This is a genomic window from Streptomyces sp. NRRL S-1813 (assembly GCF_000719605.1).
In the GTDB taxonomy this organism is placed as follows: Bacteria; Actinomycetota; Actinomycetes; order Streptomycetales; family Streptomycetaceae; genus Streptomyces; species Streptomyces decoyicus.
In genome coordinates this window covers 129980-155701 of sequence record NZ_JOHB01000001.1, presented here as the reverse complement: position 1 = coordinate 155701, position 25722 = coordinate 129980, and the positions used below count along the sequence as shown (strand labels likewise).

The following is a 25722-nucleotide window of genomic DNA, read 5'->3' as shown; positions in this document are numbered from 1 at the left end:
CGCAATGAGGCGGCCTCCTCCTTCCGTGCCGCCGCCCCGCACGGGCAGCGGGGCACAGCACGACGCCGGGCCGCCCTCACTGGGGGGCCCGGCGCTGGTGCGCTGTACGGGAGGAAGGGACGGGTGGTTACACGACGGTCTGGGTGTCGGTGTCGCTGGAGGTGGTGAAGTTGGTGTCACCGGCGTAGGTCGCCGTGATGAGGTAGTTGCCGGCGGTCAGCGGGGTGCTGACCGCGGCGACGCCGGCGCCGTCGAGCGTTCCGGTGAGGGTGAAGGTGATCACGCCGTCGTTGACCACGAAGCTGACCGTCCCGGTCGGGACGCCGCTGCCCGGAGCCACCGCCGACACGAACGCGAGGATCGCGACCGTGTCGCCGGAGTTGGACGGGTCGGGGAACGAGGTGGCCGTGGTCGTCGTGGCTGCCTGGTTGACCGTCTGGGTGTCGGTGCCGCTGGAGGTGGTGAAGTCGGCGTCACCGCCGTAGGTCGCGGTGACGTTGTGGACGCCTGCGTCGAGCGTGCTGGTGGTGGCGGTGGCGACTCCGCCGGAGACGGTGCCGGTCAGCGTGCCGCCTCCGCCACCGTCGATGACGAAGGTGACCGTGCCGGTCACCGTGCCGGCGCCGGGTGAGACCGGCGCGACCGTGGCGGTGAAGGTCACCGACTGCCCGAACACCGACGGGTCGGGCGACGAGGTGACCGTGGTGGTCGTCGACGCCTGCGCCACCGTCTGGGTGTCGCTGCCGCTGGAGGTGGTGAAGTTGGCGTCACCGCTGTAGGTGGCCGTGACGGGGAAGGTGCCGGCGCCCAGCGCGGTGGTCGACGCGGTGGCCGTACCCCCGGAGAGGGTGGCGGTCAGCGTCGGGCCACCGGTGATCACGAACGTGACCGTCCCGGTCGGGGTACCTGCCCCCGGCGATACCGGTGCGACGGTGGCCGTGAAGGTCACCGACTGCCCCACCACCGACGGGTCAGGAGCCGAGGTGACCGTGGTGGTCGTCGACGCCTGCGCCACCGTCTGCGTGTCCGTGCCGGTGGAGGTGGCGAAGTTGGTGTCTCCGCTGTAGGTCGCGGTGACGGTGTACGCGCCGGCGGTCACCAGCCCGCTCGTGCTCACGCTGGTGGTGCCGCCGCTGAGCGTGCCCGTGAGGGTCACCGTGGTGACCCCGTCGGTGGCCACGAACGTGACCGTCCCCGTGGGGGTACCCACAGCCGGCGAGACCGGAGCCACGACGGCAGTGAAGGTCACCGACTGCCCCACCACCGACGGGTCGGGAGTCGACGAGACCGTGGTGGTCGTGGCCGCCTGGGTCACCGTCTGCGTGTCCGTGCCGGTGGAGGTGGTGAAGTTGGCGTCACCGCTGTAGGTCGCGGTGGCGGTGTACGTCCCCGCCGTGACCAGCCCGCTGGTGGTCACGCTGGTGGTGCCACCGCTGAGCGTCCCGGTCAGCGTCACCGTGGTGACCCCGTCGGTGACCAGGAACGTGACCGTCCCGGTGGGAGTACCCACACCTGGCGATACCGGAGCGACCGTCGCACTGAAGGTCACCGGCTGACCCACCACCGACGGGTCCGGAGTCGACGAAACCGTGGTGGTCGTCGCCGCCTGGGTCACCGTCTGCGTGTCCGTACCGGTGGAGGTGGTGAAGTTGGCGTCTCCGCTGTAGGTCGCGGTGACGGTGTACGCGCCGGCCGTGACCAGCCCGCTCGTGGTCACGCTGGTCGTACCGCCGCTGAGCGTCCCGGTCAGCGTCACCGTGGTCACGCCGTTGGTGGCGAGGAACGTCACCGTTCCGGTTGGCGTACCCGCACCCGGCGATACCGGAGCCACGGTGGCCGTGAAGGTCACCGGCTGACCGACAACCGACGGGTCGGGAGTCGACGAGACCGTGGTGGTCGTGGCCGCCTGACCCACCACTTGGGTGTCCGTGCCGGTGGAGGTGGTGAAGTTGGCGTCACCGCTGTAGGTCGCGGTGACGGTGTACGCGCCGGCGGTCGCCAGCCCGCTCGTGGTCACGCTGGTGGTGCCGCCGCTGAGGGTGCCGGTGAGAGTCACCGTGGTGACCCCGTTGGTGGCCAGGAACGTCACCGTTCCGGTCGGCGTACCCGCACCCGGCGATACCGGAGCCACGGTGGCCGTGAAGGTCACCGGCTGACCCACCACCGACGGGTCCGGAGTCGACGAAACCGTGGTGGTCGTCGCCGCCTGACCCACCGTCTGCGTGTCCGTACCGACGGAGGTGGTGAAGCTCCCGTCACCGCTGTAGGTAGCCGTGACGACATACGCGCCCGCGGTCACCAGCCCGCTGGTGGTCACGCTGGTCGTACCGCCGGGCTGACCCACCACCGACGGGTCCGGAGTCGACGCGACCGTCGTGGTCGTCGCCGCCGGAGCCACCGTCTGCGTGTCCGTACCGACGGAGGTGGTGAAGTTGGCGTCACCGCTGTAGGTCGCCGTGACGGTGTACGTGCCGGGGGTGACCAGCCCGCTGGTGGTCACGCTGGTGGTGCCGCCGCTGAGGGTGCCGGTGAGAGTCACGGCTGACCCACCACCGACGGGTCCGGAGTCGACGCGACCGTCGTGGTCGTCGCCGCCGGAGCCACCGTCTGCGTGTCCGTACCGACGGAGGTGGTGAAGCTCCCGTCACCGCTGTAGGTCGCCGTGACGGTGTAAGTCCCCGCCGTCACCAGACCACTTGTGGTCACGCTCGTCGTACCGCCGCTGAGCGCCCCGGTCAGCGTCACCGTGGTGACCCCGTTGGTGGCCAGGAACGTCACCGTCCCGGTTGGCGTACCCGCACCCGGCGAAACCGGAGCCACGGTGGCCGTGAACGTCACCGGCTGACCCACCACCGACGGGTCAGGAGACGACGAAACCGTGGTGGTCGTCGCCGCCTGGGTCACCGTCTGCGTGTCCGTGCCGGTGGAGGTGGTGAAGTTGGCGTCACCGCTATAGGTCGCCGTGACGGTGTACGTCCCCGCCGTCACCAATCCACTTGTGGTCACGCTCGTCGTACCGCCACTGAGCGTCCCGGTCAGCGTCACCGTGGTCACGCCGTTGGTGGCCACGAACGTGACCGTACCCGTCGGCGTACCCGCACCCGGTGACACCGGAGCAACGGTGGCCGTGAACGTCACCGGCTGACCGACCACCGACGGGTCCGGAGACGAGGAGACCGTGGTGGTCGTCGCCGCCTGACCCACCGTCTGCGTGTCCGTACCGACGGAACCCGTGAAGCTCCCGTCACCGCTGTACGTCGCCGTGACGATGTACGCGCCCGCGGTCACCAAACCGCTCGTGGTCACGCTGGTCGTGCCGCCGCTGAGGGTGCCGGTCAGCGTCACCGTGGTCACGCCGTTGGTGGCCACGAACGTGACCGTACCCGTCGGCGTACCCGCACCCGGCGACACCGGAGCGACAGTGGCCGTGAAGGTCACCGGCTGACCGACCACCGACGGGTCAGGAGTCGAGGAGACCGTGGTGGTCGTCGCCGCCAGGTTGACCGTCTGGGTGTCCGTGCCGCTGGAGGTGGTGAAGTTGGTGTCACCGCTGTACGTCGCCGTGACCGTGTGCGTGCCCACGCTCAACGCGCTGGTGGTGACGCTCGCCGTGCCGCCCGAGAGCGTCGCGGTCAGCGTCGGGCCACCGGTGATGACAAACGTGACCGTGCCGGTCGGTGTACCCGCGCCCGGAGCCACCGGCGCGACCGTGGCCGTGAAGGTCACCGGCTGGCCGAAGACCGACGGGTCGGGCGACGACGTGACCGTGGTGGTCGTCGACGCCTGGGCCACCGTCTGGGTGTCCGTGCCGGTGGAGGTGGTGAAGTTGGCGTCACCGCTGTAGGTCGCCGTGACGGTGTAAGTCCCCGCCGTCACCAGACCACTTGTGGTCACGCTGGTCGTACCGCCACTGAGCGTCCCGGTCAGCGTCACCGTCGTCACGCCATCCGTCGCCACGAACGTGACCGTCCCGGTCGGCGTCCCCGCACCCGGCGACACCGGAGCAACAGTGGCCGTGAACGTCACCGGCTGACCCACCACCGACGGGTCAGGAGACGACGAGACCGTGGTGGTCGTCGACGCCTGAGCCACCGTCTGGGTGTCCGTGCCGCTGGAACCGGTGAAGTTGGCGTCACCGCTGTACGTCGCCGTGACCGGGTGGGTCCCGACGCTCAACACACTCGTCGTGACTGTGGCCGTGCCCCCGGAGAGGGTGCCGGTCAATGTCGGGCCACCGGTGATGACAAACGTGACCGTGCCGGTCGGTGTACCCGCGCCCGGAGCCACCGGCGCCACCGTGGCCGTGAAGGTCACCGGCTGGCCGAAGACCGACGGGTCGGGCGACGACGTGACCGTGGTGGTCGTCGACGCCTGGTTCACGGTCTGGGTGTCCGTACCGACCGAGCCGGTGAAGTTGGCGTCACCGCTGTACGTCGCGGTGACCGTGTGGGTACCGGCGCCCAGTGCACTGGTGGTGACGCTCACGGTGCCCCCGGAGAGGGTGCCGGTCAGCGTCGGGCCACCGCTGATGACAAAGGTGACCGTGCCGGTCGGGGTGCCTGCCCCCGGCGAGACCGGTGCGACGACGGCCGTGAAGGTCACCGGCTGCCCCGTCACGGACGGGTCGGGCGACGAGGTGACCGTGGTGGTTGTCGCCGCCTGGCTGACCGTCTGGGTGTCGGTGTCACTGGAGCCGGTGAAGTTCGCGTCGCCGCCGTATGTCGCAGTGACGGTGTAAAGACCCGCCGTGACCAGCCCGTTGGTGCTGACCGTGGCGACGCCGGCGCCGTCGAGGGTGCCGCTGAGGGTCACGGTGGTGACCCCGTTGGTGATGACGAACGAGACGGTTCCGGTCGGCACACCGCCACCGGGGAACACCGGCCCCACAAAGGCGGTGAAGTTGACCGTCTGTCCCACCACGGAGGGGTCGGGGAACGAGGTGACCGTCGTGGTCGAGGAGGCCTGGTTGACCGTCTGGGTGTCCGTGCCGCTGGAGCCGGTGAAGTTCGCGTCACCGCCGTACGTCGCCGTGACCGTGTGCGTACCGGCGGAAAGCGCGCTCGTGCTGACGCTCGCCGTACCCCCGGAAAGCGTGCCGGTCAGCGTCGGACCACCGCTGATGACAAACGTGACCGTGCCCGTCGGCGTCCCCGCACCCGGCGAAACCGGGGCGACCGTCGCGGTGAAGGTCACCGACTGCCCGAAGACCGACGGGTCGGGCGACGAGGTGACCGTCGTGGTCGTGGACGCCTGGTTGACCGTCTGGGTGTCCGTGCCGCTGGAGCCGGTGAAGTTCGCGTCACCGCCGTACGTCGCCGTGACCGTGTGGGTGCCGGCGGAGAGCGCACTGGTGCTGACACTCGCCGTACCGCCGGAAAGCGTCGCGGTCAGTGTCGGACCGCCGCTGATGACAAAGGTGACGGTGCCGGTCGGCGTACCCGCACCCGGCGGGACCGGCGTGACCGTCGCGGTGAAGGTCACCGACTGCCCGAAGACCGACGGGTCGGGCGACGAGGTGACCGTCGTGGTCGTCGACGCCTGCCCCACCGTGTGCGTGTCCGTGCCGGTCGAGGCGTTGAAGTTGCCGCTACCGCTGTAGGTCGCGGTGACCGTGTGGGGCCCTGGAGAAAGTGTGCTGGTGGTGACGCTCGCCGTGCCCCCGGAAAGGGTGCCGGTCAGCGTCGGGCCACCGCTGATGACAAAGGTGACGGTGCCGGTCGGCGTGCCCGCGCCCGGTGCGACCGGGGCGACCGTGGCCGTGAACGTCACCGGCTGTCCGAACGCCGACGGGTCCGGCGACGAGGTCACCGTGGTGGTCGTGGAGGCCTTGTTGACGAGCTGGGTGTCCGTGCCGCTCGACGGCGCGAAGCTGCCGCTGCCGCTGTAGGTCGCCGTGACCGTATGGGGGCCGACGCTGAGGCTGCTGGTACTGACGCTCGCCGTACCGCCCGAGAGCGGTGCCGTCAGCGTGGGGCCGCCGGAGATCACGAAGGTCACCGTGCCGGTCGGGGTGCCCGAGCCGGGTGGGACGGGGGCGACGGTGGCCGTGAAGGTCACCGACTGTCCGAACACCGAGGGGTCGGGCGACGAGGTCACCGTGGTGGTCGTCGGTACCAGGCTCGGCAGCACCGTTTGCGTGTCGGTGCCGCTGGAGGCATTGAAGTTGGCATTGCCGTTGTACGTCGCGGTGATGGCATGTGTACCGACGCTGAGACTGCTGGTGGTGACGGTTGCCGTACCGCCCGAGAGCGTGCCCGTCAGGGTGCCGCCTCCGCCGCCGGCGATGACGAAGGTGACCGTGCCGGTCGGGGTGCCCGCGCCCGGCGCGACCGGCGCGACGGTGGCGGTGATGGAGACCGGCTGCCCGAAGGTCGACGGGTCCGGCGAGGACGTGACCGTCGTGGTCGTCGACGCCTTGACCACCGTCACGGAGGCCAGGCCGCTGGACGGAGACCACAGGGGACTGCCGTTGTAGGTGGCGGTGATGGTGTGAAAACCCACGCTGATGTTGCTGACGGTGGCGGTCGCGGTGCCGCCGACGAGTGGTGCCGTCACGGTGGGGCCGCCGGCGACGACGAAGGTGACGGTGCCGGTGGGTGTGCCCAGCCCCAGTGGGATGACGGTGGCGGTCAACGTCACGGGTTGCCCGAAGACCGCCGGGTTTGGCGCTGCAGACGCCAAAGTAAAGGTGGGTGCCATGGTATGGCCCTCCGCATTGATGATGGTGGCGGGCCGTTCAGCTCCCTCCCCGAGGATCTTGATGTGCTGCGGGAAGTGGGCATCAACCTGGGGAGGGATCTCGGTAAGGAAAGCCGACAGAGATGCGCATCTGCATACCGATGGCCTCCGCCAGGTGGGCAACCCGCCGGTCGATAGCATCAGTAGGCGCGCCGACCATGCCGCCACGCCATAGCCGGTCAGCGCATTTACCCTGAATGGCGCAGCGCGTAGCGGCGTGCACGACGCCCCGCAGCGTGCGCCACGGGGCGTAGATGTGACAGGCGTCGGCACTCGTGACGGACGGTCAGTACGGGACTCCGCCGGGAGCCCTGCCCGCACCACCGTCAAAGCCGTTGCACAACAGCGCAGTTGACGGCGCAATGACACCTCGGTGGCATAACTCCCAGATTTTCATTACGTTTGCCATAGCAATGAATATGGGGTGTTCGAGTGCCGGGAGGAAGTCGCCCCAGCTTTCAACTCGCCTACTCCTCAGCAGAGTTGAGAGAAATGGTGCAGGGAACCGGGAGGGGGCTTCCGCGGACTTGCCCCGAGCGGATTGCAAGGGCGGAGCGGCCGCGCGCACCAGCTGACGCTGTGCCACCCCGTCCCCTCGGATCACCCACGGCTCCAGGTGGCCCTGAACGAGTGGTGGGGCGGTCTGGGTGGTGAAGCGGGCGCACTGCAACGCCAGTTGCTCGTGACGACCAGGTCGTGAAGTACACCACTGCTCTGCGCCGGGGCACCGCCGAGGCCGAGCAGGTCCTGCGCCGGTTCACCCGTGGAGGGCCGAAGCACCCGACGTACCGGGCGATCGAGGAGCTGGGCCGGGCGGTGCGTACCTCGTTCGTCGGCGACTACCTCGCCGACGTCGAGATGCGCCAGGAGATCCACGAGGGGTTGCAGGTCGTGGAGAACTGGAACAGCGCGGACAAGGACCTCTTCTACGGCAAGGACGGCGACCTGGCCGGTGCGGACAAGGAGTCCCAGGAGGTCGGCATGCTCGCCCTGCACCTGCTTCAGTCCGCGCTGGTGCACGTCAACACGCTGCTGATGCAGGAGGTCCTGGACGATCCGAAGTGGGCGGATCAGCTCACCGACGCTGACCGCCGGGCGCTCTCGCCGTTGTTCTGGACGCATGTGAATCCGTACGGCCGGTTCGAGCTGGACATGGGTCGCCGTCGCCACCTGAACCTGTCGGTCCCATCTGGTGCGGGCGCTCCATGAGGTGGGGCTGCTCGCCGGGTCTGCTCGATAGGCGTGCTGGCAGGCCGAACGGTTCAGCCGGGGAGTGCGAGGTGGAAGGTGGTGTGTCCGGGGCGGCTGGTGACGGTGGCGGTTCCGCCGTGGGCGGTGATGACGGCGTGGACGATGGCAAGGCCCAGCCCGGTGCTTCCCGTGCTGCGGGAGCGGGCGTGGTCGGCGCGGACGAAACGGCCGAAGATTTCGGGTTGGAGTTCCTCGGGGATGCCGGGGCCGTTGTCACTCACGTCCACCAGGACGGTGGTCCGTTCCGTGGTGAGGGTAATGGTCACGTCGGTGCCGGTCGGCGTATGGGTTCGGGCGTTGGCGAGGAGGTTGCCGATCGCCTGTTGGAGGCGGTGGGCGTCGCCGGTGACGGTGACCGGTTCTTCGGGGAGGTCGAGGAGCCAGTGGTGGCCGGGGCCGGCGGCGCGGGCGTCGTCCGTCGCGTTCAGGATCAGCAGGGTCAGGTCGACCGGTTCGTGTTCGAGGGGCCGTCCGGCGTCGAGACGCGCGAGAAGCAGCAGGTCATCGACGAGGCGGGTCATGCGCAGGGTCTCACTGTCGATGCGTTCCAGGGCGTGGCGGACTTCGGTGGGGACGGGGCCGTGGTGGCGCAGGGCGAGTTCGGCGTGGCCGCGGATGTTGGCGACGGGGGTGCGCAGTTCGTGGCTGGCGTCGGCGGCGAAGTGCCGCAGGCGTTCCTCGCTGGCCTGGCGGCGGGTGAGGGCGTCTTCGACGTGGCCGAGCATGTGGTTGAGGGCGGTGGCGACCTGGCCGACCTCGGTGCGGGGGTCGGTGTCGGAGAGGGGGCCGGGCAGGGCGATCTCGCCGCTGGCGAGCGGCAGCCGGGCGACCTCCGCCGCGCGGGCTGTGACCTTCTGGAGGGGGCGCAGGGAGATCCGTACCCACACGGCTCCCGCGATGCCGGTCGCCATGAGGGCGGCACCGAACAGCACCGCTTCGACCGCTTCGAGGCGGTGGACGGTCTCTTCCACCGGGTGCAGGGACAATCCCGTGATCAGGGTGTCCTGGTCGTCGCCCCGGACAGCCGTGACGCGGTACTTCCCCAGAGCGGAGAGACGGATGCTGTGCCCATCTCCGTCCACAGGGATTCCCGCCAGGGTGTGGCGGTCTTCGGGGGTGAGGTGGAGGGGGCGGTCGGTGGCGTCGTCGACGACGGCGGCCTGGATGACGGTGTCGTCCAGGAGGCGGGCGCCGAAGGTCGCCTCGGCCTGGCCCCGGGTGTCGGGGCGGTTGTCGGCGTCGGGCTTGGCCTCGTGTTCCAGGCTGGCTGCGAACCGGCCGCCGGACGCGGAGAGCTGCTCGTCCAGGCGCCCCATCAGGAAGCCCCGCAGAGCGACGGCGGTGGTGATCCCGACGGCGAGACAGGCGAGGGCGAGCAGGGCGACGAGTCCGGCGGTGAGCTGGCCGCGCAGAGTGCGGGGCGGCAGGCGCCTCACGAGGCTTCCGGCTTGAGGACGTAGCCGACGCCGCGCACGGTGTGGATCATCGGGGTGCGTCCGGCGTCGATCTTCTTGCGCAGGTAGCTGATGTAGAGCTCGACGATGTGGGCGCGCCCGCCGAAGCCGTAGGCCCAGACCCGGTCGAGGATCTGGTCCTTGGACAGGACCCGCCGCGGGTTGCGCATGAGGAAACGCAGGAGTTCGAACTCGGTGCGGGACAGCTCGACGCCGACCCCGCCGCGCCGGACCTCCCGAGCTTCCTCGTCCATGGTGAGGTCTCCGACGGTGAGCCGGTTCGTGCCCGGCCCGGCGGTCATTCCGGCCCGCCGGAGCAGCCCGCGCAGCCGGGCCAGGACTTCCTCCAGGCTGTAGGGCTTGGTGACGTAGTCGTCGCCGCCCGCGGTGATGCCGGCGATGCGGTCCTCGACTGCGTCGCGGGCGGTCAGGAACAGGACGCACACTTCGGGCATCTCCCGTCTGAGGGCCCGCAGGACCTGGAGGCCGTCCAGGTCGGGCAGCATCCAGTCCAGAACCACCGCGTCGGGCTGGAAATCACGGGCCGTCGCCAGCGCGGTCGCACCGTCGCCCGCGGTGCGCACCTGCCAGCCCTCGCCGGTAATGACCCCTGCCAGGACATCGGTGACGTCGGGTTCGTCGTCGACGACGAGGATCCGTACGGGGTCTCCGTCCGGGCGGTGCAGAGGCGATGGCGTACGCGGCTCGTCCATGATTCCTTCAGCATCCCCCAGCGCAGGCCACGGAAGGGGTGAGGCGTGCCTCTGAGTTTCCTCTGAATCGGAGCTGAGAGCGATCGACCGCGCTGTTTCAGAAGGTACACAGAGGTTGGGCTGTGAGGCTGGCCACCCATCGCCGGAGCGTGCGCCATATCCGGAGGAGCCCGATGACCACCACGACCACGTATGCGAGCCGCGGGATGCGCCATCGGCGCCCGCGCCGCAGCCTTGTCCCGTTCCTGGTGCCGCTGGTGATCTGGGGTGGCGTCGCGGGGGTGCTGGCTCTGTGGTGGAGCGACACGACCTCGGTGGTCGGCCCGGCGGGCTGGCTCACCGGCGGGGGACGTATCACCGGTCTCCTGGCCGGATACGCCTGCGCCGTGCTGCTGGCGCTCATGGCCCGGATGCCGCTCCTGGACCACAGCATCGGCACCGACCGGCTCGCCCGCTGGCACGCCTGGGGAGGCCGCTGCACCGTATCCCTCGCCCTTGCGCACACCCTGCTGATCATCTGGGGCTACTCGCTGACCTCCCACACGAACGTGGTCACCCAGACGTCCACACTCGTCCTTCACTACCCCGACCTGCTCAAGGGCACGGCCGGCTTCCTGCTGTTCGTGGCCACGGGGATCGTGTCCGCCCGCGCCGCCCGCCGCAGGATGAGTTACGAGACGTGGCACTACCTGCACTTCGCGACCTACCTGGCGGTCTTCCTCACCTTCGGCCACCAGCTGTCCGACGGAGCCGACTTCGTCGGCAACCGACTCGCGCAGGCGGCCTGGTTCACGCTGTTCCTCGGCGTCGCGGCCCTGCTCGCCTGGTACCGCTTCGCCGTCCCCGTCCGGCGAGGGCTGCGCCACCGCCTGCGCGTGGCCGCGGTCCACCCCGAAGCACCAGGCGTGGTCTCCGTCCACCTCACCGGCCAGCACCTCGACGACCTCGGGGGCGAGCCGGGGCAGTTCCTGCGCTGGCGTTTCCTGACCCGCGGACTGTGGTGGACCGCGAACCCCTGCTCCCTCTCCGCACCCGCCCACCCCGCCCACCTGCGGATCACAGTAAAGACCGCCGGCGGGCACAGCGCCGCCCTCGCCCGCTTGAGGCCCGGCACCCGGGTGTGGGCCGAGGGGCCATACGGCGCCGACTGCCCGCCCGAAGTCCACGAAGTCCTGTCCCACGACCTGGCCGTCGCCACCTCCGGCACCGCCGAACGCGGCCATCACCTCATCGACCCGCACACCGGTAGACCTGCCGACACGTTCGCCTCCCTCACCCTCGTCGGGCCCCGCCTGACGCTGACCGACACCTACGCCACCGCCGCGTTCGCCCGAGGCAACGGGGCACAGGGCTGGGTGGAAACACTGGACGGCTACGAAGCACTCGCGGTTCTGCCCGACGGCCAGGAATGGCGAACTCCAGGATTCAGCCGCTATGGGTCATAAGGTGCCCCGCAGCATCATTCCCGCGCGCAGGGAACGGGCGCCCCCTATCGCTGCCGCGGCTCCACCACCAAAGCCGCCACAGCAGCCCGACTCGTCCCCTTGTCCAGCATGGAACACCGCCCTCCGAAGGAGCCCTTTGTGGGACTCGACCTGATCAACGGCATCCCCGCACACGTCCTGTTCGTGCACGTCGTCGTGGTCCTGGTACCCCTTACTGCGCTCGCCCTGATCCTGTGTGCGGCCTTCCCCTCCGTCATGCGCCGGTTCGGCCTCGCCCTGCCGGCCCTCGCGCTGGTGTCCCTGATCAGCGTGCCGCTGACGACCGACGCCGGCGAGTGGCTGGAACGGCACGTAGACAGCGATCCCCTGGTCCGTAGGCACGCCGAACTTGGGGACGAACTGCTCCCCTGGGTCATCGGGCTCTTCCTGGTGTCCGCGGCAGTGTGGTGGTTCTACCGCCGCGCCGCCCACCACACCCCCGAGGCGGAGGGCTCCACCAGCACGGTGGGCACGCCGCTCCGCCTGACCGCCGCGGTACTGTCCCTCATCATCGGCGTGGGTGCCGGCGTGCAGGTCTACCGAATCGGCGACTCAGGCGCCAAAGCCGCTTGGCACGACGCCTACTCCGCCACCGCCCACCCCAATCGCGACTGACCGACACTCGCCGTGACGCACCCTGGGGTCGGGCCCTACTCACGGCTGCGCTCACGCCATCCTGATGATCACACCGCAAGCCGCGTGGCGAACCGACCCGGAGCCGCCAGGCGTGAGTAGACGGCTGGTTCTCAGCAACGATCCTTCCCGGAGCAAGATCACGAACGGTCGGCGAAAGAGGTCCGGATCGCGGATTCACTATCACAACTCGTTCTCACTCGAACGTGGAACCAGGCATGTTCTGGGACGGACCCTCACACCGCACTCGTGTCCGAAGCGGACGATGTCGAGCGCCACGCCTGCCCACGCCCGATTACGACGGGCCGGGGCTCGACCGGGTGTCGTTCGTACGGGAGCTGTGATCCGGGAAATCCGCCGGGAGCTGTGATCCGGGAAACCCGCCGGGCGCTGTGATGCGGGGAACCCGCACGCCCACCGCCTACTCCTGCGCAGGCAGTGCCCTCACCAGCGCGTCCAGGACACCGGCGAAGGAGTGGTCGGGCGGGGTGCCGTAGGCCACCACCAGGGCGTCGCGGGAGGCGGGTGGGGCGGCAGGGTCGCGGAAGCGGCTCAGGCCCTCCAGGGCGAGTCCCTGCCAGCGGGCGCCCTGGAGGATGGACTGCTCGGTGCCGGGCGGGAGTTCCAGTACAGCGTGCAGGCCCGCGGCGATGCCCGAGACACGGACGTGGGGCGCGTGGTCGGCCAGGGCGGCGACCAGTTGGTCGCGGCGGCGCCGGTAGCGCAGCCGCATCCCGCGCAGATGGCGGTCGTAGGCGCCCGAGGACAGGAACTCGGCCAGGGTGAGCTGGTCCAGCGCCCCCGACTGCCATTCGCCGGTCCCCTTGAGGGCGAGCACCGGATCGACCAGCCGGTCCGGCAGCACCATCCAGGCCAGCCGCAGCGCGGGGGCCAGGCTCTTGCTCGCGGTGCCCAGGTAGACGACGTGGTCGGGGTCCAGGCCCTGGAGGGCACCGACCGGCTGGCGGTCGTAGCGGAACTCCCCGTCGTAGTCGTCCTCCAGGATGAATCCCCCGGTGGCACGCGCCCAGTTGACGGCGGCGGCGCGGCGGTCGGGGTGCAGCGGAACACCGGTGGGGAACTGGTGGGCGGGGGTGAGGAGAGCCGCGCGGACATCGTCGAGGCCGGTCAGCTCCTCGGTGCGGGCGCCGCGTTCATCGACGAGAAGCGGGACGGTGCCCAGGCCCGCGCGGGTGATGACGGCGCGGTGGAAGTCGAGGCCGTACGACTCGACGGCCAGCCGTCCGGTGCCCAGCGCGCGGCTGAGCAGGGCCAGCCCCTGCATGAATCCGGCGCAGACGACGATGCGGCCGGGGTCGGCGCGTACGCCGCGGGCGCGGGCGAGGTAGTCGGCGAGGACGGTGCGCAGTTCGGGGCGGCCGTTGGGGGTGGTGTAGCCGAAGGCCTCGCTGGGGGCGGCGGTCAGCGCGCGGCGGGCGGCGGCCAGCCAGGCGGTGCGGGGGAAGGCGGAGACGTCGGGGGTGCCCGGGGTGAGGTCGAAGCGCGGCCGGTCGGCGCCGCCGGCCGGGCCGGGGGCGCGCGGGGCGGCGGGCGTGGCGCGCGGCAGCACCCTCTCGGCGACGCGGGTGCCGGAGCCCTGGCGGGCGCTGAGCCAGCCCTCGGCGACCAGCTCGGCGTAGGCGTCGGCCACGGTGTTACGGGCGATGCCGAGGTCGGCGGCGAGCGAGCGGGAGGACGGCAGACGGGTGCCGGGGGCCAGCCGGCCGGACCGTACGGCGTCCCGCAGCGCACGCAGCAGCGCGGTGCGCAGGCCGCCGGGGCCGGTGAGATCCAGGTGCAGATCGCGTCCGAAAGTGGCCCAGGAATTCTCCATGGAAGTGGACCATACAGCTGCGCCATTGCCGCCGTAGCGTCGTAGACATGACGACACAGACAGCACAGACGGCACAGGCTCCTCAGACAGCTCAGGCGGCGCAGGCGACGCAGACGACGGCCGCGGCTCCGGGACCGGCGGCGCACCAGCACGGCCCCCGGCTGCCCTGGGCCAAGCTCGCGCCGGAGGTCTACAAGGCCATGATCGCGCTGGACGCGGCGGCGAAGAAGGGCCTCGAACCGGCTCTGGTCGAGCTGGTGAAGATCCGGGCATCGCAGCTCAACCACTGCGCGTTCTGCATCGACATGCACATCACGGACGCCCGCAAGGCCGGCGAGACCGAGCAGCGCATCTACCTCCTCAACGCCTGGGAAGAGGCCACCGCCTTCTACTCCCCCAAGGAGCAGGCGGCCCTCGCCCTCACCGAGGCGGTCACCCTCCTCACCGAGGGCTTCGTTCCCGACGCCGCCTACGACCGCGCCGCCGTCCACTTCGGCCAGGCCGAGCTCGCCCAGCTGATCGCGCTGATCAGCACCATCAACGCCTGGAACCGCTTCGGGGTGTCCACCCGCATGGCCCCCGGACAGGCATGACCACGGCGCCCGCGCGGCCGCCCCTCGGCGCGCCCGCCCCCGGTATCCTGCGCCCCTGAGGGCACTGGCCCCGGCCGAAGGCCCGACCCCCGTTCGGAGGGGCCTCATGACGACAGCTCATGCCCATGCCACTGCCCGTGCCACTGCCGCCGCCGCGCTACGCGCCCTGCATCACGGGCCCGTGCTGCCTCTGGTCCTTCCCGGCCCGTGGGACGCGGCCAGCGCCCAGGTGTTCGCCGACGCCGGGTTCTCCGCGCTCGCCACGCCCAGTGCGGGCATCGCGGCCTCCCTCGGATACGAGGACGGAAAGACGCCGGCCGGCGAGATGTTCGCGGCCGTCACCCGCATCGTGCGAGCCGTGGACATCCCGGTCTCGGCGGACGTGGAGGCCGGATACGGGCTGTCCGCAAAGGAGTTGGTGGGCCGGCTCGCGGACGCCGGGGCGGTGGGCTGCAACCTGGAGGACACCGACCACGCCACCGGCTCGCTGCGGGACCCGCAGGAACAGGCGGACTGGCTGGCGGAGGTACGGGCCGAGGCGGGCGACGCACTGGTGATCAACGCCCGGATCGACACCTATCTGGGCGGCGCCCAGGGCACCGAGGAGGCCCAGGACACCGAGGAGACCGTACGCCGCGGCGGCCTGTACGCCGCGGCGGGCGCCGACTGCGTCTACCCGATCCTCGCCCCGCCGCCCCTGCTGGCCGAACTGGCCGCCGGTATCGGCATCCCTCTCAATGCCGTGGTGACACCGAACGGCCCTTCACCACGCGAACTCGGCACTCTGGGCGCGGCCCGGATCACGTTCGGCCCTGGACTTCAGCGGCGGGCGATGGCGGCAGCGGCGGGGATGGCGGAGCAACTGCGGGAGGAGCTCGGGGCGGAGCTCTGAGGCCCGGCGCGGTCCGCCGTCACCGCTCGCCCCGCCCGAGCTGCCGTCACCGCTCGTCCGTCCCCGGCACCTTCCCCGTGCTGAGGGCGAGCCGGTTCCAGGTGTTGATCGTGAAGATCAGGGCCAGCAGCCGGGCCAGTTCGGCGTCGTCGAAGTGGGTGGCGGCGCGGTCGTAGACCTCGTCCGGTACGCCGCCCCGCGCGACCAGCGTCACGGCCTCCGTGAGCGCCAGCGCCGCCCGCTCCTTCGCGGTGAAGAAGTGCGCCGCCTCCTCCCAGACGGCGACCATGTGCAGCCGCTCCTCGCTCTCCCCCGCCTTGCGGGCGTCGGAGGTGTGCATGTGGAGGCAGTACGCGCACTTGTTGAGCTGCGAGGAACGGATCTGGACCAGTTCCACGAGGGCCGGGTCGAGTCCGTCGCGCGCGGCGGCATCAAAACCGATCAGGGCCTTGAAGGCCTTCGGCGCGGCCTGGGCGAAATTGACCCGGGGGCTGCGGATCGCCGGCCCGTCCGCCGGGGTCGTTCCCCTCGCCGAGCTCGCCACACTCGCCGAGTTCCCGGCGTTCCCCGTGCCCGCTTCGTTGATCTGCGCTGTATTCGTCATGCCTTGAATCTAGAAGCACAGGCGACCGACTGTAGGGTGCATTCCCATGCCGGAATCATGGGTCAATCCTGCCGAGAGCCTGGGCGCCGATCTGCATCTGGAGCTGACCGGCCCCGGCAGCCGCCGCGCCGTCCTCATCCGGGCGCTGCGGGACGCCGTACGGTCCGGGCGGCTCGCCCCCGGCACCCGGCTGCCGCCCTATCGCTCACTCGCCGCCGACCTCGGCGTCGCCCGTAACACCGTCGCCGACGCCTACGCCGAACTGGTGGCGGAGGGCTGGCTGAGCGCCCGGCAGGGCTCCGGCACCACCGTGGCCCAGCGCGCGGAGCCGCTGACGCCCACCCGCGCCCCGGCCCACCGCGCCCCGGCGAGCCGCCCCGCGCACAACCTCCTCCAGGGCCAGCCGGACGCCGCCTCCTTCCCGCGTACCGCCTGGCTCGCCGCCGCCCGCCGCGCGCTGACCGCCGCCCCTCATGACGCCTTCGGCCCCGGCGACCCCCGTGGCCGCCCCGAACTGCGCCGCGCCCTTGCCGACTACCTGGCGCGCACCCGTGGCGTACGCACCGACCCCGAACGCATCGTCATCTGCTCCGGCTTCGCCCACGCCCTGCGCCTGCTCCTGCCGGCCGTCCTCCCCGGCCCCCTCGCCGTCGAGTCCTACGGTCTCCCCTTCCACCGCCATCTGCTGACCACGGCCGGCATCCCCACCCGCCCCTTGGACATCGACGAACACGGCGCCGACACGGAGGGGTTGACGACGTTCAGCGACGTGGGGGCGGCTCTCCTCACCCCCGCCCACCAGTTCCCCACCGGCGTACCGCTCCACCCCGACCGCCGGGCCGCTGCCATCAACTGGGCACGAACCACCGGTGGTTACCTCCTGGAGGACGACTACGACGGCGAGTTCCGCTACGACCGCAAGCCGGTCGGCGCCCTCCAGGGCCTGGATCCGGAGCGCGTCCTCCACATCGGCTCGGTCAGCAAGAGCCTCTCCCCCGCGGTGCGGCTGGGCTGGATGGTGCTCCCCGGCCGTCTCGTCGACGCCGTACTGGAGGCCAAGGGCGAACGCGAGGCCTGGGCGGGCGTCACCGACCAGCTCACCCTGGCGGAGTTCCTCACCCACGGCTCCTACGACCGGCACATCCGCCGTATGCGCCAGCGCTACCGCAGACGCCGTGACCAGCTCATCGACGCGGTGACCACCCACGCCCCGCACCTCACCGTCACCGGCATCTCCGCCGGCCTGCACGCCGTCCTCCAACTCCCCGACGGATCCGCCGAGTCGGACGAACGTACGGCCCTGCGTGCCGCCCGATGGCAGGGCCTGGCTCTCGACGGCCTCTCCGGCTACCGCCACCCCGCCGCCACCATGCCGCCCCGCCACGGCCTGGTCATCGGCTACGCGACGCCCACCGACAGTGCCTTCCCCAGCGCCCTGGAGGCGCTGTGCCGGGCGCTGCCGCCGCCGGCCCGCTGACCGACCGTTCCGGAAGCGCCCGCCCGGGGTCATCCGCTGATACGCGCGGAGGGCGGGGACGTTCACACTCGATGCCTCGCGGGAGCGCGCGGCGGTCCCGGAGCCGCCGCGCGCCCCTGTCAGACCGCTGTCCGCTCCACGGGGATCCACAGCTCCGCGTCCGCCTGCGTCGCGTCCGGCGACAGGCGGGTGCGCAGGATCTCGGGCCCCGGCCGGCTCTGGTAGGGATTGGACGGGAACCACTGTGTGAACACGTCCCGCCACAGGTACTGGAGCGTCTGCGGGAACGGCCCGGAGCTCTCGAAGACGGCCCATGTGCCGGCCGGGACGGTGAGCGCGTCCATGTCCTCCGGCACCGCGGCGCGGGTCACCACACCGTGGTAGTAGTCGAGTTCGGTTCCCTCGGCGCGGCTGCCGTCCAGATTGTCACTCACCGAGATGATCCCCTCCGGCTCCTGATCGGACAGGCTCTCGATGCGCTGAAGCGTCTCCTGGCCTATCCCCCGGATGAAGGCGGCGATGGCCGGGTTCACCCCCTCGTGTACGAGCGGGACCCGTGCCTTCCTGCCCACCACACGGAACTCGTCCTTGTCCACGACCTTGTACTGCATGCTGCTGTTCCCTTCGACGATGAGGCGGAAGGACATCCGTGGCTGGGACTTCAGGCTCGCGCCGGTCCGCCTGGCCTCGCCGGGACCGACTCCGTGCATGACACGGAACGCCCGCGCGAACGCCTCACCCGAGGTGTAGCCGTAACGCACCGCGACCTCCAGCAGCGTCCGCTCGCCGGCCAGCACTTCGGCACCCGCGACGGTCAGCCGCCTGCGCCGGATGTACTCCGAGAGCGGGATGCCCGCCAGCGCGGAGAACAGCCGCCGGAAGTGGTACTCCGACATCAGCACCTGCCGGGCCATGCCGGACACCTCGATCCGCTGATCAAGGTGACACTCGATGTGCTCCATGGCCTGGTTCAACCGTTCCAGCACCTGGGTCTCCTTCCCTTTCGTCACTCACATTAGGAAAGAGCCACCCTGCTGCACCCGACATCCTGTGCCCGGTCCGGTCGGGTACGGCAGAGCCCCCAACTGCCCCTGCGCGTCGTCGTCATGCCCCGCTCCTGCGGACTCGACGCGGGGAATAACGCGTCACTGATCATGGCTGTTGCCGCTGCTGGAGCAACCACCACGCGACCATGGAGGGGCCACCGTGAGTGAGACCCGGAGCGTTGTTGACGAGTTCTACCGCCGGCTCGGCAACGGTGCCGTCGATGACGTGGCCGACTTGTTCGCCGATCACATCGAATGGGACATCTACGGTGCGGAGGAGGTTCCCTGGACGGGCCGACGGACCACGAGGGAGGAGGCCGCCGAGTTCTTCCGGACGCTTCCCCGGCATCTCCGGCCCGTGGAGTTCACGGTGTCGCGCATCCTTGTCGACGGCAACGACGCGGTGGCCCTCGGCCACATGGAGCACCTGGTCAAGGCCACGGGCAAAGCCTTCGTCTCGCCGTTCGCCTTCCACTTCACCGTCGAAGCCGGAAAGATCACCCGCTACGTCACGTTCGAGGACAGTCTCGCTCTGGCCCGCGCTTTCCAGGCGGACTGACTGCCCGGGGGCCTGGGCCGGCTTCCTCGTGCACTTCCCCGTGGACTTCCGCGGGCGCGGGGGCTGAGGCGCGTACGCACCCGCGCCTCAGCACGCGGCCCCGCCCCGTCCCCTTCCGCCTGCCCGTCCTTCCGTCCGCGTCCGTCCGCGATCGCGCCTACCGGTTCGCGAACTTCTGGCTGATGTTGTTGAAGACCCGCTGGGCCTCCGTGCCCAGGTGCGGGCCGGCCAGCCAGGTGTGGGTGTTGGAGCTGATCGAGGTGTTGGACACCAGCGTCAGCTTGCCGCCGTGGTTGACGAACCAGCCGCCGCCGGAGGTGCCGCCGGTCATGTTGCAGCCGATGCGGTTCATGGCCGGCGTGCCCTCCTGCATGACGAGGCGGCCGGGACGGGCGGGGCAGTTCATCATGCGCGCACCGTCGAAGGGTGGCGCCGCGGGGTAGCCGAAGGCGTCCAGCGAGGCGATGCGGTCGGCGGAGGGGGTGTCGAACGCGACCCGGGCGGCGGCGCCCACGGTCTCCTGGAGCGACTTGCCGCTGCCGTTCTCCGGCTTGACGTGCAGCACCGCGAAGTCGTAGGCGGAGCCGCCGTTGCCGGTGTCCTCGCTGCCCATGTTGATCCACTCGCCGGACGTGGTGATCCAGTCGGCCCAGAACCGGCCGTAGGGGGTGACCTGCGGGGAGGGGCTGCCGTTGACCTGGTTCATCGGCACGCCGTTGTCGTTGTAGGACGGCACGAAGACGATGTTGCGCATCCAGCCGCCCTGCTTGCCGGAGTGCACACAGTGGCCGGCCGTCCACACCAGGTTGGACTTGCCCGGGTGCGCGGGGTCCTCGACGATCGTGCCGGAGCAGACCATCGGGCCCTTCGGACTGTCGAAGAAGATCTTCCCGACCGGGGCCATGTGCTGGTGGTACGGGCGGGCGACCTGCTCGGCGGTGACCGGCCGCGGCTCGGGGTCCGTGGCGTCGAACTCGCTTCCCGCGCCGGTGGCCTTCACCCCGATCTCCGGCGAGTTCTTCGCCTTGGCCAGCCGGTCCGTCTTCCAGTGGTCCTTGATGACCGGGTTGGCGAAATCCGACGCCTTGCGGGCCCACTTGTCCCAGTTCTTCCAGCCGCCGTCCTGCCACTTCTTCAGGTCGTCCAGGCTGGTCGGCATGCCCTTGGGGACCTGGAGACCCCCGTTGCCCTGGCCCTTCTGATCAGTGACACCCGAAGCGGCGGCCTTGTCGTCACTGGGGCCACAGGCGGTGACGGTGCCCGCGAGCAGCACGACCAGTGCCGCGACCGCGGCGGTGGAGCGGCGGATGGATGTCATGGAGCGAAGTCCCCCCGATACGTGGCTGCGCCGGGCGAGCAGCGCGCCGAAATTGTCATGTCCCTCATCGGACTGCGCTCTACTATGCCGCGCCGCCAGGACCGCCGGGCAACCAGGTCCCGGCGCTCCGGCGAGCGGGAGGAAGGGACGTAGGCGATGCCCCCTCATCCGGCTCCGCTCCGGACGGAGCGCCTCGCCTGCGCCGATTCACCGCGCATGACGCGGAGTTGGCGGTCGCGCCGCACGGCGCTGTGGAGTACGCGGTGCCCCGCGACGAATGGGCGGCGGTTCACTCCGGGTACCAGACCTCTTCGATGTTCTCCTGGGTGTCCTCCGGCCGGGAGACCTTGAACACCGACACCATCAGCGTCTCGTTCGCCAGCGGGATGTACAGGCCGCAGGCGATCCGGTCGAGGTACTCGCCCCAGTTCAAGGCGTCCGGATCAGCGAAGTCCAGGCCCTCCGCGCCGGGGCCTTCCGGGCCGGTCCCGCACGCCCGCAAGGCCTCCGCCGGATCTCCGCCGACGGTCATCTCGTCCCACCCGTCCGCACTCACGTCCTGCGCCCCGGGGACATGGACCAGGTACTTCCCGTAGGTGAGGGAGAAGTCCATCTCGCACGCGCCGATGATGCGGGCATCGGGGTGGGCCTTGACCTGCCCCTCGAAGACGGGGTCGAGGTTGCAGGAGGTGATGCCGTCCTCCCCGAACGCGGGGTCGGTGATCTGCACGACGCCGCCCCAGCAGCCCACGGTGACGTGGTCCAGGTCATCGAAGGCCGTCGGCGAACGGACGTCCAGCCGCGGCACCGGGGCCAGCTCTTCCACCCCGGCCACCGTGGACAACTCGCGCACGATCACGCGGGCGCGGGCCGGGTCGTGGGCGGGGACCTCGCCGATGGTGCGGTGGGTGTAGCGGGCCGGGGCCGGGGGGTGGATGCGGGTGATCTGGGTGATGCTGTGGCGGCACCTGGTGGCACGGTCGAGGCTCATGCGGGGCGAGCTTAGGGCAGGGCACCGACAGGCAACGATCGGCGCGGCATCGGCCAATGGGGCAGCCTCAGCGAAGAGTTGAAGAGAGCGCGACGCCGGCATGGAAGCTTTCGCCGCCATTTCGAGGTGGGGCGAGGCCGGGGCGGGGACGTTATGAGGCCTCTCTGGGTCCGGTGTAGCCGGCGTCGGGCGCGGGCCAGTCCAGGCACAGAACGGTGGCGTCGTCGCGTGGGTCGTGGTTCGAGAGTTCCAGAACGGTTTCGGTGAAGAGGCGTACAGCGTCGCGGGGGTGCCAGTCGCTGGACTGCCGGATCAGGTCGCTCAGACCGGCTTCGTTCCCGTGGGGCTCCAGCATGCCGTCGGTCAACAGGACCAGCCGGTCGCCTTGGCGCAGGTCGAGGGTCTGGAGACGGTAGCCCGGGTTCGGGGTGACGCCGAAAGGCAGGTCGACCAGGGGAGCGATCTCCTCGACCTGCCCGTCGCGCAGGCGCAACGGCCAGACGTGGCCGGCGTTGACGAAGGTGGTCCGGCCGGTGTCGAGACCGACGTGCAGCAGTTGACCGGTGGCCATGACCTGGCCGCCGTGCCGGATGATGGCCTGACGCACCTGCTCCGAATGGTCGGCAAACGCCTGGTGCGCCCGGTCTGCGTATTCCGCAACGGCCTGATGGGCATCATGGGCCTGGTCGAGCAGGCCGCCGCCCACCCGGCGGGCGTTGCGCAGGGCTCCGACGACCATGGTCGCCATCAGTGCCGCCTGCACGTCGTGCCCCATGGCATCGGTGAGGGACAGGTGCAGGGCATGGCGGTCGAGGGTGTAGTCGAAGGTGTCCCCACCGATGTCGGCGGCCGGTTCCATTGCTCCGGCGACGATGAACCGGCCGGTGTCGCAGGTGAAGGAGTCGGGGAGCAGACGGTGCTGGATCTCGGCGGCCAGCGACAGGCGTGTGGTGCGCCGGCCCCATTCGTACAGATCGGTGAAGCGCCGGTTGACGATCACCACGTAGGCGAGCGCATGGGCGGCCTCCACGATGAGCTGCATCGTCTGGCGGTCGGGGCGGGCGGGCACGGTCAGCTCCAGCAGACCGATCGCATCCCCGCGGTCGGACACGGGTGCGATGACCTGGACCGGGCCCGGGCCGGCGCCTCCCGCCCACTCGCCGCTCGTCACGTGCGCCTGCTGGGATCGGATCACTCTGTCGTAGACCGAGTCGCGCAACCTGATCGGTCGTGGCCGATCCGGCCCGCCCTCCTCCGCAGCGGCCCCCGTCAGCCGTACGACGGCCCTGCCGCCGAGGTCCGTGATCAGAAAGGACACCTCGGACGCGGCGAGTCTCCTCGCCAGCAGCTCGGCCAGCACAGCGACGGCCACCTCCGGTGGCGCCGACTCCACCGATGTCAACAACTCGCCCAGCCATGCTCGGTGATCAGCCACGTTGCGCACCTCCTCGACAGCATCAACCGACCAGCCGCCCGGTCCCCCGGGTCAGACCGCTCGGGACGACCTCACCCCTTGCTAATCTGATGCATTTGTCACTATTTGTAGAGAATATCCGCACCGCGCCGGTAACCGCCGTAGCGCCGTTACCTGCGGGCCGTCACCCAGGGCCGGACAGGGCCCTGCCCCTCTTCCCGCAGCACCAGGCCCAGCAGCCCGGGGAAGCGGGCGTCGAATTCCTCGCGGCGCAGGCGGTTGAGGCGCTTGGGGCCCTGGTCGCGCTGTTCCACCAAGCCGGCCGCGCGCAGTACGGCGAAGTGGTGGCTGAGCGCCGCCTTGCCGACCGGCACGCGGAAGCTGCCGCAGCTGTGCGACCAGTCGGCGGAGCCCGCCAGCTCGCGCACCAGCTGGAGCCGTACGGGGTCGGCGAGGGCGGCGAGGGCGGTCTCGACGGGGACGTCCTCGGGGTGGGCATGCACCGGCACGGCGCGGTGACTGCTGCGGTCCGGCATCTCTCGGCCCCCTTGCTAAGTGTTCGATCCAGATCATACAGTCAGAGTGTTCGCATTCCATTGAACAGTCGTGAGGGGCGTGTGCTGTCATGCGTGCGGTTGAGTTCCAGGAGTACGGCGGCCCTGAGGTCCTGAGGGTCGTGGACAGGGACGTTCCTGAGCCGGGCCGCGGGCAGGTGAGCATCGACGTCGCCTACGCGGGTGTGAACTTCGCCGACCTCAAGGCCCGCGCCGAGGGCTACCGCGTCGACGCCCTCCCCTTCCGGCCGGGTCTGGAAGTCTCCGGGTGCATCCGCGCGGTCGGTGCGGACGTCGAGGGACTGCGGCCGGGGCAGGAGGTCGCGGCACTCACGGACGGCGGGGCGTATGCGGAGGTCGTCGTCACCGCCGCGGCGACCGTGTTCCCGCTTCCGCAGGGGGTGAGCCCTCGGACCGGGGCCACGCTGCCGACGGTGCTGCCCACCGCGCATGCCCTGGTGCACGAGGTGGGCCGGCTGCGGGCGGGCGAGACCGTGCTGGTGCAGGGCGCGGCGGGCGGGATCGGCACGGTCGCGGGCCGGCTGGCGAAGGCCGCGGGGGCGGGGGCCGTCTACGGCGTGGTGTCGGACGCGGCAAAGGCCCGGCATGCACTCAAGTACGGCTACGACGAGGTGTTCGTGGGCCCGGACTTCACTGCGGACGTGCGGCGCGCCACGGGCGGACGGGGAGTCGACCTCGCTCTGGACCCCGTCGGCGGCGAGACCTTCCGCCGCAGCATGGACGCGCTTGCCGTCTTCGGCCGCCTGGTCTCGTTCGGCAACGCGAGTTCCGCCGAGCCTTGGCAGGTGGGCCAGCCCGAGCTGTATCCGTGGGGGCGCACGGTCGCGGGGTTCTCCATCCTGTCCTTGGCCCGAACGGCGCCGGAGGCGCTGCGCGCACTGGCCGGACGGGCCTTCCGTACGGTTTCCGAAGGCTCCGTGGAACTCCCCGTGACAGCGGAGTTCCCGCTCGCCGAGGCCGGCGAGGCGCACCGGCTCCTCGGCAGCCGCAAGAGCACTGGCAAGCTGCTGCTGCGGGTGGGGTGACGGGGAGGACGCCGGCCGGCGCCCGCACCCCGGGTGTCACCCCCGTACGCGCCGTGCCCGCCCGCACCCCGCCGCCCTACTGCCGGGCGAGCCTGGGGTCCCGGTGGGCGGCGCGGTGCGGTGCGGCTGTCGTCCCGTAGCGGAACTCCTGGAGCTGTTCCGCCATCGGGTACCACTGTTTGTCGCAACGGCAGCACCACCAGCGCCAGTTGTCCCAGTCGGTGTCGGTGTGCGTGGTGTCCTTCCACAGCCGGTCGTTGCAGTCGGGCGTGGGGCAGGTCGGCGGCAGGGGCATGACGAGCCTTTCGTCGGTGACGGCTGCCAGCCTTCTGCGCCCGCCACCGCGCCGTGCCGTGGTTCGCCGCCCGCCACCCGAACGGGTAGGCGCCGGGCACGCACGGGACGGCGGAAAGCCCCACGGCACGGCGGAAGGACCCACGGGACGACGGAGACGCGCGCGGCACGACGGAAAACGGCCCCGGGCCGTCGCACACGGTGTGCGACGGCCCGCGACCGTTCGCGAGTCCCCCGGCAGCCCGAGCCCGAGTGACTCCAGGAACAGGGCAGCGTCAGCCGCTGACCCGGTCGTAGTACGCCTTGGCGGTCTTCCGGCACTGCCGGCGCTCCGCGTCCGTCTTGTGCGGCTGCACGGCGCACTGGTTGTTCATGTCGAACAGGAAGGCCTTGTCCACGCGCCGCTCGTGCTTCGAGTGCCGGAATGCCTCCTTGCCCATCATTTTCTTGTAGTTGCGGTATCCGAAATCATGCCGTGCACATGACAACTTGAAGTTGAAGCCGCCCGGCTTGTCCGCGAGCTTCGTGCACCAGTCGGTGCTCCAGATGAATCCCCAACGGTCGACCCCGGACTGGGCGAGTTCACGCGTACGACGCCAGTCCTTGACGCTCGTCGTGGTGGAGCGGGTCAGCTGGTGGAGCCGCTGGTACTTGGCCTGCTTGCTCGGGCCGGCTTTCGCCGTGGCGGCGGCGCCGTCGGCAGGAGCGCCGTCGGCGGCGACGGCCGCACCCGACCCCGCGAGAAGAACGCCGGCTGCCGCGACCGACGCGAAAGTACTGCGCTTGATGAGCATGTCGTCCCCGTTTTCTGTTCTCTGTGGCCCTGA

At 70.6% G+C, this 25722-nt stretch carries 21 protein-coding genes; 8 read left to right on the top strand and 13 right to left on the bottom strand.

Features of this window, described 5'->3' with window-relative positions; translation table 11 throughout:
• Positions 1 to 127: 127 nt before the first annotated feature.
• Both IF67_RS43540 and IF67_RS40730 read right to left on the bottom strand, forming a co-directional pair.
• Positions 128 to 2539 carry a beta strand repeat-containing protein gene (locus IF67_RS43540; RefSeq protein ID WP_051817439.1) on the bottom strand — a complete coding sequence of 804 codons (2412 nt, stop codon included), beginning with the start codon at positions 2537 to 2539 and terminating at the stop codon, positions 128 to 130.
• Positions 2536 to 6639 (bottom strand): Ig-like domain-containing protein, encoded by a 4104-nt coding sequence (locus IF67_RS40730; protein WP_158713018.1) that lies wholly within the window; start codon positions 6637 to 6639, stop codon positions 2536 to 2538. The genes IF67_RS43540 and IF67_RS40730 overlap by 4 nt, the downstream gene beginning before the upstream one ends.
• 795 nt (positions 6640 to 7434) lie before the next feature.
• On the opposite strand from IF67_RS40730, the gene IF67_RS38645 reads away from it, so the two are divergent.
• Positions 7435 to 7947, top strand: a complete 513-nt coding sequence (locus IF67_RS38645; protein ID WP_234340940.1) for a transposase — start codon at positions 7435 to 7437, stop codon at positions 7945 to 7947.
• 53 nt (positions 7948 to 8000) lie between these two features.
• Here the strand turns inward: IF67_RS38645 and IF67_RS0100635 are convergent, their stop codons facing one another.
• Together IF67_RS0100635 and IF67_RS0100630 are read right to left on the bottom strand one after the other, a co-directional pair.
• On the bottom strand, positions 8001 to 9425 hold the full coding sequence (locus IF67_RS0100635) for a sensor histidine kinase (protein WP_030981196.1): 1425 nt from the start codon (positions 9423 to 9425) through the stop codon (positions 8001 to 8003).
• Complete coding sequence (locus IF67_RS0100630; RefSeq protein WP_030981195.1) at positions 9422 to 10156, bottom strand: response regulator transcription factor; 735 nt, start codon at positions 10154 to 10156, stop codon at positions 9422 to 9424. The genes IF67_RS0100635 and IF67_RS0100630 overlap by 4 nt, the downstream gene beginning before the upstream one ends.
• 173 nt (positions 10157 to 10329) lie before the next feature.
• Here IF67_RS0100630 and IF67_RS0100625 point away from each other — a divergent pair, with 173 nt between their 5' ends.
• Both IF67_RS0100625 and IF67_RS0100620 read left to right on the top strand, forming a co-directional pair.
• A complete protein-coding gene (locus tag IF67_RS0100625) occupies positions 10330 to 11601 on the top strand; it encodes a ferric reductase-like transmembrane domain-containing protein (protein ID WP_078889201.1) in 1272 nt (423 codons plus the stop codon).
• 138 nt (positions 11602 to 11739) lie between these two features.
• Positions 11740 to 12255 (top strand): DUF2231 domain-containing protein, encoded by a 516-nt coding sequence (locus IF67_RS0100620; protein ID WP_030981193.1) that lies wholly within the window; start codon positions 11740 to 11742, stop codon positions 12253 to 12255.
• A gap of 439 nt (positions 12256 to 12694) precedes the next feature.
• Here the strand turns inward: IF67_RS0100620 and IF67_RS0100615 are convergent, their stop codons facing one another.
• Complete coding sequence (locus IF67_RS0100615; protein ID WP_030981192.1) at positions 12695 to 14107, bottom strand: PLP-dependent aminotransferase family protein; 1413 nt, start codon at positions 14105 to 14107, stop codon at positions 12695 to 12697.
• A gap of 47 nt (positions 14108 to 14154) precedes the next feature.
• Here IF67_RS0100615 and IF67_RS0100610 point away from each other — a divergent pair, with 47 nt between their 5' ends.
• The gene (locus IF67_RS0100610; protein WP_078889200.1) at positions 14155 to 14700 is read left to right on the top strand and encodes a carboxymuconolactone decarboxylase family protein; all 546 of its coding nucleotides are present in this window, start codon (positions 14155 to 14157) and stop codon (positions 14698 to 14700) included.
• A gap of 106 nt (positions 14701 to 14806) precedes the next feature.
• Complete coding sequence (locus tag IF67_RS0100605) at positions 14807 to 15592, top strand: isocitrate lyase/PEP mutase family protein (RefSeq protein WP_051817435.1); 786 nt, start codon at positions 14807 to 14809, stop codon at positions 15590 to 15592.
• Positions 15593 to 15638: 46 nt separating this feature from the next.
• Here IF67_RS0100605 and IF67_RS0100600 read toward each other — a convergent pair whose 3' ends face one another.
• Positions 15639 to 16196, bottom strand: a complete 558-nt coding sequence (locus IF67_RS0100600) for a carboxymuconolactone decarboxylase family protein (RefSeq protein ID WP_078889199.1) — start codon at positions 16194 to 16196, stop codon at positions 15639 to 15641.
• 46 nt (positions 16197 to 16242) lie between these two features.
• Between IF67_RS0100600 and IF67_RS0100595 the strand changes: the two genes are divergently transcribed.
• Positions 16243 to 17673 carry a PLP-dependent aminotransferase family protein gene (locus tag IF67_RS0100595; protein ID WP_030981188.1) on the top strand — a complete coding sequence of 477 codons (1431 nt, stop codon included), beginning with the start codon at positions 16243 to 16245 and terminating at the stop codon, positions 17671 to 17673.
• 119 nt (positions 17674 to 17792) lie between these two features.
• Here the strand turns inward: IF67_RS0100595 and IF67_RS0100590 are convergent, their stop codons facing one another.
• On the bottom strand, positions 17793 to 18659 hold the full coding sequence (locus IF67_RS0100590; protein WP_030981187.1) for an AraC family transcriptional regulator: 867 nt from the start codon (positions 18657 to 18659) through the stop codon (positions 17793 to 17795).
• A 220-nt stretch (positions 18660 to 18879) separates the two neighbouring features.
• Between IF67_RS0100590 and IF67_RS0100585 the strand changes: the two genes are divergently transcribed.
• A complete protein-coding gene (locus tag IF67_RS0100585; RefSeq protein WP_030981186.1) occupies positions 18880 to 19278 on the top strand; it encodes a nuclear transport factor 2 family protein in 399 nt (132 codons plus the stop codon).
• Positions 19279 to 19435: 157 nt separating this feature from the next.
• Here IF67_RS0100585 and IF67_RS0100580 read toward each other — a convergent pair whose 3' ends face one another.
• The 4 genes from IF67_RS0100580 to IF67_RS0100565 all read right to left on the bottom strand — a co-directional run bounded on the left by IF67_RS0100580 (position 19436) and on the right by IF67_RS0100565 (position 23537).
• The gene (locus IF67_RS0100580; RefSeq protein ID WP_030981185.1) at positions 19436 to 20596 is read right to left on the bottom strand and encodes a trypsin-like serine peptidase; all 1161 of its coding nucleotides are present in this window, start codon (positions 20594 to 20596) and stop codon (positions 19436 to 19438) included.
• Positions 20597 to 20885: 289 nt separating this feature from the next.
• Complete coding sequence (locus IF67_RS0100575; protein WP_030981184.1) at positions 20886 to 21587, bottom strand: DUF6333 family protein; 702 nt, start codon at positions 21585 to 21587, stop codon at positions 20886 to 20888.
• 151 nt (positions 21588 to 21738) lie between these two features.
• The gene (locus IF67_RS0100570; protein ID WP_051817543.1) at positions 21739 to 23022 is read right to left on the bottom strand and encodes a PP2C family protein-serine/threonine phosphatase; all 1284 of its coding nucleotides are present in this window, start codon (positions 23020 to 23022) and stop codon (positions 21739 to 21741) included.
• Positions 23023 to 23171: 149 nt separating this feature from the next.
• Positions 23172 to 23537, bottom strand: coding sequence for an ArsR/SmtB family transcription factor (locus IF67_RS0100565; protein WP_030981182.1), 366 nt, complete (start codon positions 23535 to 23537; stop codon positions 23172 to 23174).
• 89 nt (positions 23538 to 23626) lie between these two features.
• Here IF67_RS0100565 and IF67_RS0100560 point away from each other — a divergent pair, with 89 nt between their 5' ends.
• Positions 23627 to 24601, top strand: a complete 975-nt coding sequence (locus IF67_RS0100560; protein ID WP_030981181.1) for a quinone oxidoreductase family protein — start codon at positions 23627 to 23629, stop codon at positions 24599 to 24601.
• 76 nt (positions 24602 to 24677) lie between these two features.
• Here IF67_RS0100560 and IF67_RS0100555 read toward each other — a convergent pair whose 3' ends face one another.
• Positions 24678 to 24896, bottom strand: coding sequence for a hypothetical protein (locus IF67_RS0100555; RefSeq protein ID WP_030981180.1), 219 nt, complete (start codon positions 24894 to 24896; stop codon positions 24678 to 24680).
• Between the two features lie 274 nt (positions 24897 to 25170).
• Entirely contained in the window at positions 25171 to 25689 is a 519-nt protein-coding gene (locus IF67_RS40125) for a phospholipase A2 (RefSeq protein WP_051817434.1), read from the bottom strand.
• Positions 25690 to 25722: the final 33 nt, after the last annotated feature.

What these genes read in the sequence shown, in the direction of transcription:
- IF67_RS0100595 (WP_030981188.1), top strand. Translation starts at nt 16,243, where the DNA reads ATGCCGGAATCATGGGTCAATCCTGCCGAGAGCCTGGGCGCCGATCTG.
- IF67_RS0100600 (WP_078889199.1), bottom strand. Translation starts at nt 16,196, where the DNA reads ATGACGAATACAGCGCAGATCAACGAAGCGGGCACGGGGAACGCCGGG.
- IF67_RS0100555 (WP_030981180.1), bottom strand. Translation starts at nt 24,896, where the DNA reads ATGCCCCTGCCGCCGACCTGCCCCACGCCCGACTGCAACGACCGGCTG.
- IF67_RS0100625 (WP_078889201.1), top strand. Translation starts at nt 10,330, where the DNA reads ATGACCACCACGACCACGTATGCGAGCCGCGGGATGCGCCATCGGCGC.
- IF67_RS0100565 (WP_030981182.1), bottom strand. Translation starts at nt 23,537, where the DNA reads ATGCCGGACCGCAGCAGTCACCGCGCCGTGCCGGTGCATGCCCACCCC.
- IF67_RS0100575 (WP_030981184.1), bottom strand. Translation starts at nt 21,587, where the DNA reads ATGAGCCTCGACCGTGCCACCAGGTGCCGCCACAGCATCACCCAGATC.
- IF67_RS0100615 (WP_030981192.1), bottom strand. Translation starts at nt 14,107, where the DNA reads ATGGAGAATTCCTGGGCCACTTTCGGACGCGATCTGCACCTGGATCTC.
- IF67_RS40125 (WP_051817434.1), bottom strand. Translation starts at nt 25,689, where the DNA reads ATGCTCATCAAGCGCAGTACTTTCGCGTCGGTCGCGGCAGCCGGCGTT.
- IF67_RS0100605 (WP_051817435.1), top strand. Translation starts at nt 14,807, where the DNA reads ATGACGACAGCTCATGCCCATGCCACTGCCCGTGCCACTGCCGCCGCC.
- IF67_RS0100580 (WP_030981185.1), bottom strand. Translation starts at nt 20,596, where the DNA reads ATGACATCCATCCGCCGCTCCACCGCCGCGGTCGCGGCACTGGTCGTG.
- IF67_RS0100630 (WP_030981195.1), bottom strand. Translation starts at nt 10,156, where the DNA reads ATGGACGAGCCGCGTACGCCATCGCCTCTGCACCGCCCGGACGGAGAC.
- IF67_RS0100560 (WP_030981181.1), top strand. Translation starts at nt 23,627, where the DNA reads ATGCGTGCGGTTGAGTTCCAGGAGTACGGCGGCCCTGAGGTCCTGAGG.
- IF67_RS0100610 (WP_078889200.1), top strand. Translation starts at nt 14,155, where the DNA reads ATGACGACACAGACAGCACAGACGGCACAGGCTCCTCAGACAGCTCAG.